A 12,978-nucleotide genomic window follows, 5' to 3' on the forward strand; every position below is an offset into this window, starting at 1 on the left:
TGATTATGTGGTGAGGTTAATCTTTAAAGATAAGGTTAATCTTGCCCGGAACGACCTGGATACGTTTGGTCATCTCGGCGACAAGCGCCTGATTACCCTCTTGGGTATCGAGCACATACACGGGCTGGGTCTCGAGGAAGTGGGTCATGAATCCCATGATCTGAGGACTCACCTGGCCTATGGCCTGCTCGAGATCCTTTGGGTTAGAGCTCAGGCTGACCAGGGTAAGGTCCTTAAGATAGAGGCTGTGCTGGTCGGCATCATACCAAGGCTTGGCTTCGAACTCGGCTGTCATGGTGGCATTGAGCGGCATTAGCGGGTTGGCCACCTTGATAAGACTGCTCGCCGTGATCGCCATGGTGTCGGCCTTGTGGCCAAGCTTGACCTTCACATCATTGATCTTCATCTCTATGCCAAAGAAGCGATTGCCCTCTTTGACCTCGAAATGCATCTCGTCGTTCAGGTAGTTGGTGAGCTGGCGCTCGCTGATGCTGTATTGACTGACACATGCAGTCAAACTCAGCATCAGCACGCCTATTAGGGCTAGGCTTCTCATTAACCCGTGTTTCTCATGCCCGCCGCCACACCGGCGATGGTGAGCATCAGTGCCAGTTCGACATTGCTTGATCCTGCCTGCTCCTTGCGGGTACGCGCCAGGAGTTCGGCCTGGAGGAAGTTGAGCGGGTCGATATAGGGATTGCGCAGCTCTACCGACTCACGATTCCACGGGGTATGCGACATCAGGGCATCGGACTGGGTCAGCTCCAAGACCACCTTGATCCCTGTCGCCATCCGGCTACGTAGGGCTTCGCCGAGATGATGTAGCTCTTGCGGCACCAGGCAGGTTTCATAGTACTTCGCCAGGTTAGGCTCGGCCTTGGCGTAGACCATCTCTAGCATGGAGATACGAGTCTCGAAGAAGGGCCATTGTTGCTCCATCTCCCTTAGCAGGGTCAGTTCGCCACGGTCGGCAGCCTGCTGCAGCGCCTCGCCGGCGCCTAGCCAAGCGGGGAGCATCAAGCGGTTCTGCGACCAGGCGAAGATCCAGGGGATCGCACGCAGGCTCTCGATACCGCCATCCACCCGACGTTTCGCGGGGCGGCTACCTAGCGGTAGCTTACCGAGCTCGACTTCAGGAGTTGCCGCGCGGAAGTAGGCGACAAAATCTGGCTCCTCACGCACTATGGCGCGATAGGCGGTGACCGAGTCACTGGCGAGTCGCTCCATCGCCTCGCGCCACTCTGGCTTAGGTTCTGGTGGCGGCAACAGGGTGGCCTCCATCACGGCCGAGGTATATAGCGCCAGGCTCTGCACTGCCAACTTAGGCAGGCCGAACTTGAAGCGGATCATCTCTCCTTGTTCCGTTACCCTGATGCGGCCATCTACCGAGCCCGGTGGCTGCGACAGGATCGCCTTGTGAGCTGGTCCGCCGCCACGGCCTATGGTGCCGCCACGGCCGTGGAACAGGGTGAGCTTGATGTCTGCCTGGTTACAGACCTTAACCAGTTTTTCCTGCGCACTGTATTGTGCCCAGGCGGCCGCCATTACGCCAGCATCTTTAGCCGAGTCTGAGTAGCCTATCATCACCTCCTGGCTGCCCTTGCAGTAGCCGCGGTACCAGTCGATGGCGAATAGCGCCGAGATACAGCTGGCGGCGTTGTTAAGGTCCTCTAAGGTCTCGAACAGTGGCACCACCCGCATCGGATGCTGACATCCTGCCTCTTTCAATAGCAGGAGCACAGTCAATACGTCCGACGGCTGGCTCGCCATGGAGATGACATAGGAGCCCAGGGCCTTAGGCGACTGGCTGGCGATCAATCTGACGGTGCTGATCACCTCGGCAACTTCGGCACTCGGTTCCCAGTTATGGGGGATCAGCGGGCGTTTGCCACTCAGTTCCCGCAGCAGGAAGGCTTGTTTCTCATGTTCGTCCCAGTGGTCGAAGTCGCCAAGGCCCAGGTAACGGGTCAGCTCGGCGATGACGTCGCTATGGCGCTGGGCATCTTGGCGGATATCCAGGCGCAGCATATGGATACCAAAGCAGGCCAGACGACGCAGCATATCCAGCAGCAGGCCATTGGCGATCAAGCTCATACCTGACTCAGTCAGGCTGCGATAGAGCAGGGTCAAAGGCTGTTTGAGATCGTCCTCGTGCCAGATAAGGCTATCGAGATCCACCTCGGGCGAATGCCCCTCGAGGCGGGCGTTTAGATAATCTATGGTGTCGCGTAGCTTCTGTCTTAGCTCCCGCAGCACCACGCGGTAAGGTTCATGGCTGTTGTCTGTAAGGGCCAGCAGTTCTTCGTTGGCCTCCTCCATCGACAGCTCGTTGACCAGCAAGACCACATCCTTGAGATAGAGGCGCGCCGCGGTGTGGCGGTTGCGATCCAATACTTCCTGGGTGACTTTGGCGGTGACGAAGGGGTTGCCGTCGCGATCGCCGCCCATCCAGCTGGAGAAGCGAATGGGGGCTATGTCGCTGGGCAGCTGCTTACCGGTGCGCTCTTCGACCTGTTCGTTGAGCTGGCGCAGAAAATCGGGAATGGCTTGCCAGAGTGACGCCTCTATGGTGCTTAGTCCCCAGCGGGCTTCGTCCACCGGTGTTGGGCGCTCGTGGCGTATCTCGTTGGTGTGCCAGATCTGGGCGATAAGCTGTCTGAGTCTGAGGTGATTCTGTTTCTTTTCGCGCTCGGTGAGCTGCGGGTTTTCCATGGTGGCGAGACAATCGACCACGGCGGAGTATTTCTGGATCAGGGTGCGACGGGAGATCTCTGTTGGGTGCGCCGTAAGCACCAGATCGATATCCAGTGTCTGTAGACACTCGAGCATCTTATCTTGGTCGATGCGCCCATTTAGCATGCGCCCCAGGAGTTGATCCACAGGATCGGGCACGCAGACCAGCTCGTCACAGTTGCGGCTGATGGTATGGAACTGCTCGGCGATATTGGCCAGGTTGAGAAACTGGTTGAAGGCCTTGGCAAATGGTACCAACTCTTCGTCGGGTAAGGCGGCCAGTAGGGTAAGCATCTGTTCCCTGGCGGTATCGTTGCCTTGGCGTGAGCTCTTGGCCAGGTGTCTGATCTGTTCAATCTTATCTAAAAAGGGCTCGTCCATGTGTGTGCGAATAGTATCGCCTAATATTTGGCCTAATGTGCCCACATTGGATCGCAGCGACGCGTACATATCTGTCATAAATGCTCCATACCCACGAGTTAATCAATCACCATACCTAGGCTATCAGGTTTAGGTCAATACGGCATATCTTCATATCGTATGCTTATGTGTTCTATATCACCTTGCATGAATTTTTTATGGCGCCTTTATGCAGGCGTGGTAAATCAACTGTTTTAGCAAGTCGACGGTTTTGTTGATGTAGGCGGTGTCCAGGTACTCATCTGGCTGATGTGCCTGCTCTATGCTGCCCGGTCCCCAGACCAAGGTTTGACAGCCCAGTTGCTGAATATAGGGGGCCTCAGTCGCATAGTTGACTACCTCGGGGGCCTGATTCGATAGCTGGGCGACTAGCTGTGACCATTGCGCATCTGCCTGTCCCGCGAAGGGCTGAGAACCGGGATAGAGCTGGCTTATGCTGATGGACCCTGGATAGCGCTGGCTCAGTTCGGCCAGGTATTGGGTCAGTAGTTGCTCCAAGACCTCTAATGGCAGGCCGGGCAGGGGGCGGATATCCAGGTGCAGATCGCAGCAGCCGCAGATGCGGTTGGCGGCGTCGCCACCGTGAATATGGCCAAAGTTCATGGTGGGATAGGGCACGCTGAAGGCTTCTTCGCGGTAGTGCTCCGCCAGGTGTTGCTTCAGCTTGAGGAGCTGGCCTATCACCTGATGCATGATCTCTATGGCGTTGAGTCCCTTGGCGGGATCCGAAGAGTGACCGCTACGCCCCGTGATGCGGATGCCCTGGGCCAAGTGTCCCTTATGCATGTAGACAGGCTTTAGGCCGGTGGGCTCGCCTATGAGTGCATATTCAGGCGCGATGGCCTTAGACTGGGCGAAGGCTTTGGCGCCATTCATAGTGGTTTCTTCATCGGCGCTGGCGAGTATGTAGAGCGGCCGCACGAAATCTTGGGTCGGCATCTGGCGCACGGCCTCTATGACCAGGGCGAAGAAGCCCTTCATATCGCAGCTGCCTAGTCCGTACCAGCGATTATCCTTCTCGGTCAGGGTAAAGGGATCCTGACTCCAGCGTCCCTCGTCGAAAGGAACCGTATCCGTATGTCCCGCCAGCAGCAGTCCACCGCGTCCCTGGCCGATCTTGGCCAGCAGGTTGTGCTTACCACGGGTGTCGGGGACGGCCTGCATCTGGCAGTCGAAGCCCAGATCTGTGAGCCACTGGCTCAGCAGGGTCACCACACCTTGGTTGCTCATGTCGAGTTCGGCTTCGAGGGCACTGATGGACGGCGTGGCGATCAGCTCACGGAAGGATTGCTTGATATCGGGAAAGGTTTTCATCATTTGACTCAATTCACCAATTTAATTTAAAAATATCTATTCAATATTATTGCATAATTAGTTTGTTGTGTTAGTCTATCAAACAGCTAAAACGAGCGCCATTATTAAAGGCTTAACTTAGAGATAAAAAATGAACAATTTCTTCTTACTTTTTGCATATAAGGTTAGCTGTAATCACTTCCTGCGACGATAATCTTGTCATATTGGTATCTATACCAGGGCTTAAGCAGTGCCCCTCTCTTTTTTACCGTTAACACAATATAGAAGTCATAAAGTATGAAAAGCATAGCGATAATTGGCGCCAGTGGTTACACAGGTGCTCAGGTTACTTCACTGATCCAGGCCGATGATCAGCTTAAGATTCAAGGCCTCTATGTTTCTGAAAACAGTCTGGATAAGGGCAAAACTCTGGCTAGCCTGTATCCGGTTTACAGCCATATTGATCTTAGCCTGGCACCGCTAACAGAGCAGGCCAAGCAGGCCATAGTCAATGAGGCAGATGCCGTGGTGTTGGCGACCGACCATGGTGTGAGCCTGCACCTGGCGGCCTGGTTCTATCAGGCGGGTCTGGCGGTTTTCGACCTGAGTGGCGCCTACCGTTTTGCCGATAGCGAACAGTATCCCAAATGGTATGGTTTCGAGCATATCTACCCAGAGGTGTTGGCCGAGGCCGTCTATGGTCTGGCGGAGTGGAACACGGAGGCGATTGCCGCCAGCAAGATGATTGCTGTGCCAGGGTGTTATCCCACGGCTTCACTGACGGCACTGAAACCCCTGAAAGATCTGATGACAGACAGCCTGCCGGTGATCAATGCCGTCAGTGGTGTGACCGGTGCAGGCAGAAAGGCGCAGCTGCACACCAGCTTCTGCGAGGTGAGCCTGACGCCCTACGGCGTGCTGGGTCATAGACATCAACCCGAGATTGCGACTCAGCTGGGGCAGCAGGTGATCTTCACCCCTCACCTGGGCAACTTTAAGCGTGGCATCCTGGCTACCATTACCGTGCAGATGAAGCCCGGGGTGAGCGAAGCCGATATTGCCAAGGCCTATGAAGTGTATGAGTCGGCACCTCTGGTGAATGTGTACCATAATCAATTTCCTAAGGTTGACGACGTGGTGCATACCCCTAACTGCCTGCTGGGATGGAAGTACGATCCCCTCAATGGCTACCTGGTGGTGGCGAGCGCTATCGACAATCTGATGAAAGGTGCGGCCAGTCAGGCGCATCAATGCATAAAGATTCATTTTAATTATTAATATTGTCACCTGTGAGAGAGAAGTAGCTATGTCGGCAAATAAGAAAACCTTAGTGCTTAAAGTGGGTGGCGCCCTGATGCAGTGTGAGATGGGGCTGGCGCGCCTGATGGCAAGCGCGGCCAACATCATCAAGTCGGGCCAATCTGTCATCTTGGTTCATGGTGGCGGTTGCCTGGTAGACGAGCAGCTCAAGGCCAATGGCATGGAGACGGTCAAGCTGGACGGTTTGCGTGTCACCCCCGAAGAGCAGGTGCCCATTGTGGTGGGGGCGCTGGCGGGTACCTCTAACAAGATCTTGCAGGCCAGTGCCATCAAGGCTGGCATCACGAGTGTGGGCATGAGCCTGTGTGATGGCGCCATAGTCAATGGCAGCATCAAAGATGAACAGCTCGGCTTTGTGGGTGAAGTGTCGCCCAATGACCCGACTTATCTGAACTTCCTGTTGGCCCAGGGCTGGATGCCAATTGTCAGCTCGATTGCCGTGGATGACGCGGGCAACTTGCTGAACGTCAACGCCGATCAGGCGGCGACCGTGATCGCTAAGCTGGTGGAAGGCCAGTTGGTGCTGTTGTCCGACGTGAGCGGTGTGCTCGACGGTAAAGGACAGCTGATCAAGACCCTGGATAAGGCCCACGCCGATGAACTGACCAAGTTAGGCGTCATCGAGAAGGGGATGAAGGTTAAGGTCGAGGCGGCACTAGAGGTTGCCCAGTGGATGGGACAGCCGGTACAGGTCGCCTCATGGCGCGACGCCGAGCAGCTGAGCGCGCTGGAGAAGGGCGAGTCTATCGGCACACAGGTTATGCCACATTAATTAAACGGAACATGAGAAGAGTATTCATCTAGGAGTAGATATATGAATCACCTACTATCGATAAAAGAGCTTACCCAGCAGCAGCTGATCGACTTACTCGCCCTGGCGAAGACGATCAAGGCCAACCCAGAAGACTATCGCAAGGCACTCGACGGTAAGAGTGTGGTGATGTTATTCGAGAAGCCATCGCTGCGAACTCGCGTAAGCTTCGACATCGGTATCAATAAGTTAGGTGGTCATTGTCTCTACCTGGATCAGCAAAATGGTGCCCTGGGCAAGCGTGAGCCGGTATCCGACTTTGCCGCCAACATCTCTTGTTGGGCCGATGCCATAGTGGCGAGAACCTTCGCCCATTCGACCATAGAGCAGCTCGCCGAGCATGGCACTGTGCCTGTGATCAACGCGCTGTCGGACATGTACCATCCTTGTCAGGGGCTGGCTGATTTTCTGACCCTGGCGGAGCAGTTCGATGATGTCAGCAAGGTAAAGCTGGCCTATGTTGGCGATGGTAACAACGTGACCCACTCGCTCATGTATGGCGCGGCGCTGCTGGGTGCCAAGATGACGGTGATCTGCCCGCAGGGCCACTTCCCCGACGGTAAGGTGGTGCTCGAGGCACAAGCGATTGCCGAGGCCCATGGTGGCGAGTTGGTATTGAGCTCAGATGTCGAGGCGATCGCCGGCCATGATGCCATCTATACTGATACTTGGATCTCCATGGGAGACAAGGCCAGTCTAGATGAGATCAAAGCCAAATTTGCGCCTTATCATGTAGATACCGATATGATGAACAAGGCGGGAGCCAAATTCTTTATGCACTGCCTACCTGCTTACCGTGGCGTTGAGGTGGCTGCCGAGGTGGTCGATGGGGCCGGCTCACTGATCTTGCAACAGGCAGAGAACCGCATGCATGCGCAGAATGCCGTGTTGGTGACCCTACTGAGTTAACGAATCTTCCCAATGGTGATTGGGCCAACGAATTGAGTATTTAGGAAAACGAAATGTCTATCGAAAACAACAAAGCATCGGTGAAAAAAGTGGTATTGGCCTACTCGGGTGGTCTGGATACATCGGCGATCATTCCTTGGCTGAAAGAGACCTATGATAATTGTGAGATCGTTGCCTTCTGCGCCGACGTGGGTCAGGGCGAGGCCGAGCTTGAAGGGCTGCATGAGAAGGCGATCGCCTCGGGTGCGTCTGAGTGCTATATCGTGGATCTGAAAGAGGAGCTGGTGGCCGATTATATCTACCCCACCATAGCGACAGGTGCCATCTACGAAGGCACCTACCTGCTGGGCACCTCTATGGCCAGACCTATCATCGCCAAGGCTCAGGTGGAAGTGGCACGTAAAGTGGGCGCCGACGCCGTATGTCACGGTTGTACCGGCAAGGGTAACGATCAGGTGCGTTTCGAGGGCTGTTTCGCCGCCCTGGCACCGGATCTTACCGTGATCGCCCCTTGGCGTGAGTGGAGCATGGTGAGCCGTGAAGATCTGCTGGACTATCTGGCAGAGCGCAACATCAAGACTACTGCCTCTGCCACTAAGATCTATAGCCGTGACGCCAACGCCTGGCACATCTCTCACGAAGGTGGTGAGCTGGAAGATCCGTGGAACGAGCCAAGCAAAGAAGTATGGACCATGACGGTTGCGCCGGAAGATGCGCCCGATGAGCCTGAGTATGTGTCGGTTGAGATGGAAGCCGGTCGTATCACTAAGGTGAATGGTCAGTCATACACTCCTTATGGTGCCCTGATGGCCCTTAACGAGATTGCCGGCGCCCATGGCGTGGGTCGTATCGATATCACCGAAAACCGTCTGGTGGGCATGAAGTCTCGTGGCTGCTACGAAACTCCTGGTGGCACGGTAATGTTCGCCGCGCTCAGAGCGATCGAAGAGCTGGTACTGGACAAGACCAGCCGCGAATGGCGTGAGCAGGTAGGTGCCAAGATGGCGCACCTGGTCTATGACGGTCGTTGGTTTACCCCATTGTGTGAATCGCTGCTGGGCGCCTCTCAGCCACTGGCGAACCTGCTGAACGGTGAAGTGGTGCTGAAGCTCTATAAGGGCCAGGCACAGGCGGTGAAGAAACGTTCTCCTAATAGCCTGTACTCCGAGGAGTTTGCTACCTTTGGTGAAGACGAAGTCTATAACCAGAAAGATGCGGAAGGCTTCATTCGTCTCTATTCATTGGCGAGCCGTATCCGGGCGCTAAACGTTAAGTAGAGTCGACTAGCTAATAAAGGAGCGGCGAACGCTCCTTTATTTTAAGAGCAGATTTACGAGCTGAATTAAGAGCTGATTATAGAGGATAGTGAGATGGCGTTATGGGGCGGAAGATTTAGCCAAGAGAGCAGCGCACTGTTTAAACTTTTCAACGATTCCCTGCCGGTCGATTATCGGCTGGTGGAAGAAGATATTGTTGGTTCCATTGCCTGGGCCGATGCCATCACAGGTGTGGGCATTCTCAGCCAGCAAGAGTGTCAGTCGCTCAAGCAGGCGTTGCAAGAACTGCTGGCCGAGGTGAAGGATCAGCCAGAGACCATCCTGGCCTCCGGCGCCGAAGATACCCACAGTTTTGTCGAGCAAGCCTTGATCGCCAAGGTCGGTGATCTGGGTAAGAAGCTGCATACAGGCCGTTCGCGTAACGATCAGGTGGCGACCGATCTTAAGCTCTGGTGTAAGAAGGAGGGCAAAGCTCTGCTTGAACTGCTGGCACAGTTAAAGGCAGCCTTGCTGTCACTTGCTGAACGTGAGCTGGATGCTGTCATGCCGGGTTATACCCATCTGCAGCGGGCGCAGCCTGTGGCCTTCGGTCACTGGTGCCTAGCCTATGTGGAGATGTTTGAGCGTGATATCAGCCGTCTGCAAGACTGTCTGCAGCGCCTCGATACCTGTCCGCTGGGCACGGGCGCACTAGCTGGTACCGCCTACCCCATGGACAGATACGCGCTGGCTAAGTCATTGGGATTCGCCTCGCCAACTCTTAATAGCCTAGATTCTGTGTCTGACAGGGATCATGTGATCGAGTTATGCTCGGACGCCGCCATCAGCATGATGCACCTGAGCCGCATGGCCGAAGATTTGATCTTCTTCAACAGCGGTGAGGCGGGCTTTATCGAATTGGACGATCAGGTTACCTCGGGTTCATCGCTGATGCCGCAGAAGAAAAACCCAGATGCGCTTGAGCTTATCCGTGGTAAGACGGGCCGTGTCTATGGCAGCCTAATGGGCATTCTGACCACCATGAAGGCCCTGCCTCTGGCTTACAACAAGGATATGCAGGAAGACAAAGAGGGCCTGTTTGACGTGATGGACAGCTGGTCTATCTGTCTGGAGATGGCCGCTCTGGTGCTGTCTGGCTTAAAGGTCAACAGAGAGAATACCCTGTCGGCGGCCCAGCAGGGTTATGCCAATGCAACCGAGCTTGCTGACTATCTGGTAGCCAAAGGCATGCCGTTTAGAGAGGCGCATCATGTGGTGGGTGAGGTCGTGGTTGAGGCGATCGCCCAGAAGAAGCCTATCGAAGAGTTCGAGTTGGCTAGCCTGCAGGTGTTCGCCAGCGTCATCCAGGAAGATGTTTATCAATGTCTGACGATAGACTCTTGTCTGGCTAAACGTGAGGCTCTGGGTGGTACGTCACTAACCCAAGTGAAGGCGGCGTTGGCTGCCAAGGGCTAGTTTAGATAAATTCTGTCTAATCAATCGATTAAAAAACCTGCAATCGCAGGTTTTTTTACATCTAAAGTTTTATTCGCATCAAAAAATTGGCGCTATGAATTCACTGCAAAATGGCGAAAGGCCAGTGGAATTGACTGGACTGGTGGCGAATGACACCAGCCCATCTGAAGGCTATTGGAACAGATCTTCTACTGAATCGTCGATAAAGATATCTTCCTGAGTCTGCGCCTCGGTGGCAAATTCCTTCGGCTCGGTACCCTGAATGAAATACTCGAACTTGGTGGTGTAGTCTGTCTTACGGCTTAACTTGCCTGTGGCCAGGTCGATACGGGCCGAGACGATCCCTTCCGGTGGAGGAGAAGGTAGCTCAGGCGTGCCTTGGAGGGCGTTTTTCATAAACTCGTTCCAGCCTGGGCCGGCGGTCTTTGCACCGGCCTCGGCGCCCGAGATCTGATCTTTCGCGCCGTTGGTATTCCAGGCGGTGCGGCCCAGTTCGATGCTGTGATCGTCGAAGCCGACCCATACGGTAGTTGCCAGCGTCGGTGTGAAGCCACTGAACCAAGTATCTTTCGATTCGTTGGTGGTACCTGTCTTACCGGCGATATCGTGGCGATTTACCACACGGGCGGCGCGCCAGGCGGTGCCGTTCCAGCCTGTGCCCTTGCTCCAATCGCCACCGCCCCAGATTACGCTCTTCAGGGCTTCGGTGATCAGGAAGGCCGTCTGTTTGCTGATGATCTGCGGTGCGTGGCGAGCCGTGCTCGGACAGCTAGGATCTTCGGCGTTAGCTTCTTGGCTCGCGACTTCTAGGCCTTCTACCTCTTGATTTGCCACTTCGTGCTTAGGCAGTTCCTGCGCCATCGCTGCAAAAGGATCGTCGGTTGGCAGCGTCTGTGGCTGAATTAACTCAGGCTTACAGGCTAGCGTAGGGCTGGCTTCTTCTACCGTCTGCTCGTAGGCATTGTCGATATGGTCGATAAAGTAAGGCTCGACCCGGTAGCCGCCATTTGCAAATACCGAGAAGGCGGTGACCACCTGCAGCGGCGTCACCGAAGGTGAACCCAGCGCCAGTGATTCGTTTTGCGGCAGATCGTCGCGGTCGAAACCGAACTTGACCAGGGTGTCGATAGCGCTCTCTAGCCCGGTATAGCGCATGGCGCGTACCGACATGACGTTAATAGACTGTGCCAGACCGACTCTCAGGCGTGTCGGCCCAGTATACTTGTCGGGCGAGTTCTTAGGTCGCCATGCTGTGCCCTGACGTATGTCGGCATTGTTGATCGGCGCGTTGTTGATCAGCGTCGCCAGGGTGTAACCTTTCTCCAGCGCACCTGTATAGATGAAGGGCTTGATGTTGGAGCCCAGCTGACGCTTGGCCTGGGTGACACGGTTGTATTGGCTGGTGTGGAAGCTGTAGCCGCCCACTAGGGTCCTGATGGCACCGTCCTTAGGATCCAGCGAGACGATGGCGCTGGCCACCTCAGGAATTTGCGATAGCTGCCAGATGTTCCCGTTGTTGCGGATCCAGACCTGCTCGCCTGCCTTGAGGATCTCGCCAGCCGTCTTAGGCGCCTTGCCCTGACGCTTGTTGCTGATGAACTTGCGCGCCCACTTAAGACCTTCCCACTCCAGAGTGAGGGTTTCGCCCTTCGCATTGATGACCTTGACGCTCTGCTCGGCAACCTCGAGCACGGCGGCGGGCTCGAGTCCTTGGAAGCCTTGGGTTTGCTTCAGCTGTGTGACGATTTGGGTCTCATCTAGCTTGGCCGTGCCTTCTGCGTCCCATAACACCTTAGTCGCGCCGCGATAGCCGTGGCGCTCGTCATAGGCGTAGACGTTATTGCGCAGTGCCTCTTGGGCCAGCATCTGCAGGCGAGAGTCGACAGTGGTGTAGACGTTGTAACCGCCGGTATAGGCTTCCTCTTCACCGAGTTTTTCGACCAGATAGTCGCGTGCCATCTCTGAGATGTAAGGCGCATAGAGCTCTACCTCGGCGCCATGGTACTTGGCGGTGATAGGGGCTCTAATTGCTTCCTGATACTCGTCCGGGGTAATGTTCTCTTTCTCCAGCATACGGCTGAGTACCCAGTTGCGACGATTCATCGCACGGGCCGGATTACGTATAGGGTTGGCGGCAGAAGGCGCCTGTGGCAGACCGGCAATCATGGCCATCTCAGGCAGAGTGAGCTCCTCGAGTTCCTTGCCATAGTAGACCTGAGCGGCGGCTCCGACACCATAGGCGCGGTTACCCAGGAAAGAGCGGTTGAGATAGAGGGTTAAGATCTCTTTCTTACTCAGGGCTTGCTCGATTTTCAGGGCCAGGAAGATCTCTTTGATCTTACGAATGTAGGTCTTCTCTCTGGAGAGGAAGAAGCCGCGGGCAACCTGCTGGGTGATGGTACTTGCCCCTTGGCTCTTCTTACCTGTGGTAGCCAGAATCACTGCGGCACGTATGATGCCTATGGGGTCTATCCCCTTATGTTCGAAGAAGCGGGCGTCTTCTGTGTCGAGCACCGCATTAATTAATTGTTGCGGTACCTGCTCATATTCGACTGGAATGCGACGTTTTTCGCCAAATTGTGAAATTAATTTGCCATCAGCGCTGTAAATTCGTAATGGAGTTTGCAATTTTACGGTTTTAAGAGTGGTAACATCGGGGAGGTCCGGTAGCACATAAAAATAGGCCGCAGCAATTGCACCTATTCCCAAAAGGGCTAGGCTAAATAGAGCGATGGTAATTCGTTTAAACCACTTCACCAG

Annotated in this window: 9 protein-coding genes; 5 read left to right on the top strand and 4 right to left on the bottom strand. The window is 55.1% G+C overall.

The features are described 5' to 3' along the window. Positions 1-16: 16 nt before the first annotated feature. The 3 genes from SHEW_RS01045 to argE all read right to left on the bottom strand — a co-directional run bounded on the left by SHEW_RS01045 (position 17) and on the right by argE (position 4,467). Positions 17-556, bottom strand: coding sequence for a YceB family lipoprotein (locus SHEW_RS01045; RefSeq protein ID WP_011864006.1), 540 nt, complete (start codon positions 554-556; stop codon positions 17-19). Continuing rightward, positions 556-3,192 carry a phosphoenolpyruvate carboxylase gene (gene ppc / locus SHEW_RS01050; protein WP_011864007.1) on the bottom strand — a complete coding sequence of 879 codons (2,637 nt, stop codon included), beginning with the start codon at positions 3,190-3,192 and terminating at the stop codon, positions 556-558. The genes SHEW_RS01045 and ppc overlap by 1 nt, the downstream gene beginning before the upstream one ends. A gap of 117 nt (positions 3,193-3,309) precedes the next feature. Beyond that, entirely contained in the window at positions 3,310-4,467 is a 1,158-nt protein-coding gene (gene argE / locus SHEW_RS01055) for an acetylornithine deacetylase (protein ID WP_041406261.1), read from the bottom strand. A 276-nt stretch (positions 4,468-4,743) separates the two neighbouring features. On the opposite strand from argE, the gene argC reads away from it, so the two are divergent. The 5 genes from argC (at position 4,744) to argH (ending at position 10,218) form a co-directional block, all read left to right on the top strand. Continuing rightward, a complete protein-coding gene (gene argC, locus SHEW_RS01060) occupies positions 4,744-5,724 on the top strand; it encodes an N-acetyl-gamma-glutamyl-phosphate reductase (RefSeq protein WP_011864009.1) in 981 nt (326 codons plus the stop codon). Positions 5,725-5,752: 28 nt separating this feature from the next. Then, entirely contained in the window at positions 5,753-6,538 is a 786-nt protein-coding gene (gene argB / locus SHEW_RS01065) for an acetylglutamate kinase (protein WP_011864010.1), read from the top strand. Positions 6,539-6,580: 42 nt separating this feature from the next. Then, a complete protein-coding gene (locus tag SHEW_RS01070; RefSeq protein ID WP_011864011.1) occupies positions 6,581-7,486 on the top strand; it encodes an ornithine carbamoyltransferase in 906 nt (301 codons plus the stop codon). A 53-nt stretch (positions 7,487-7,539) separates the two neighbouring features. Further along, the gene (locus SHEW_RS01075; RefSeq protein ID WP_011864012.1) at positions 7,540-8,763 is read left to right on the top strand and encodes an argininosuccinate synthase; all 1,224 of its coding nucleotides are present in this window, start codon (positions 7,540-7,542) and stop codon (positions 8,761-8,763) included. Between the two features lie 93 nt (positions 8,764-8,856). Then, on the top strand, positions 8,857-10,218 hold the full coding sequence (argH, locus tag SHEW_RS01080) for an argininosuccinate lyase (RefSeq protein ID WP_011864013.1): 1,362 nt from the start codon (positions 8,857-8,859) through the stop codon (positions 10,216-10,218). Positions 10,219-10,389: 171 nt separating this feature from the next. Here the strand turns inward: argH and SHEW_RS01085 are convergent, their stop codons facing one another. Further along, positions 10,390-12,975, bottom strand: coding sequence for a penicillin-binding protein 1A (locus tag SHEW_RS01085; protein WP_011864014.1), 2,586 nt, complete (start codon positions 12,973-12,975; stop codon positions 10,390-10,392). Between the last annotated feature and the right edge of the window lie 3 nt (positions 12,976-12,978).

Source organism: Shewanella loihica PV-4 (genome assembly GCF_000016065.1).
Classification (GTDB): Bacteria; Pseudomonadota; Gammaproteobacteria; order Enterobacterales; family Shewanellaceae; genus Shewanella; species Shewanella loihica.

What these genes read in the sequence shown, in the direction of transcription:
- SHEW_RS01045 (WP_011864006.1), bottom strand. Translation starts at nt 556, where the DNA reads ATGAGAAGCCTAGCCCTAATAGGCGTGCTGATGCTGAGTTTGACTGCA.
- ppc (WP_011864007.1), bottom strand. Translation starts at nt 3,192, where the DNA reads ATGACAGATATGTACGCGTCGCTGCGATCCAATGTGGGCACATTAGGC.
- argE (WP_041406261.1), bottom strand. Translation starts at nt 4,467, where the DNA reads ATGAAAACCTTTCCCGATATCAAGCAATCCTTCCGTGAGCTGATCGCC.
- argC (WP_011864009.1), top strand. Translation starts at nt 4,744, where the DNA reads ATGAAAAGCATAGCGATAATTGGCGCCAGTGGTTACACAGGTGCTCAG.
- argB (WP_011864010.1), top strand. Translation starts at nt 5,753, where the DNA reads ATGTCGGCAAATAAGAAAACCTTAGTGCTTAAAGTGGGTGGCGCCCTG.
- SHEW_RS01070 (WP_011864011.1), top strand. Translation starts at nt 6,581, where the DNA reads ATGAATCACCTACTATCGATAAAAGAGCTTACCCAGCAGCAGCTGATC.
- SHEW_RS01075 (WP_011864012.1), top strand. Translation starts at nt 7,540, where the DNA reads ATGTCTATCGAAAACAACAAAGCATCGGTGAAAAAAGTGGTATTGGCC.
- argH (WP_011864013.1), top strand. Translation starts at nt 8,857, where the DNA reads ATGGCGTTATGGGGCGGAAGATTTAGCCAAGAGAGCAGCGCACTGTTT.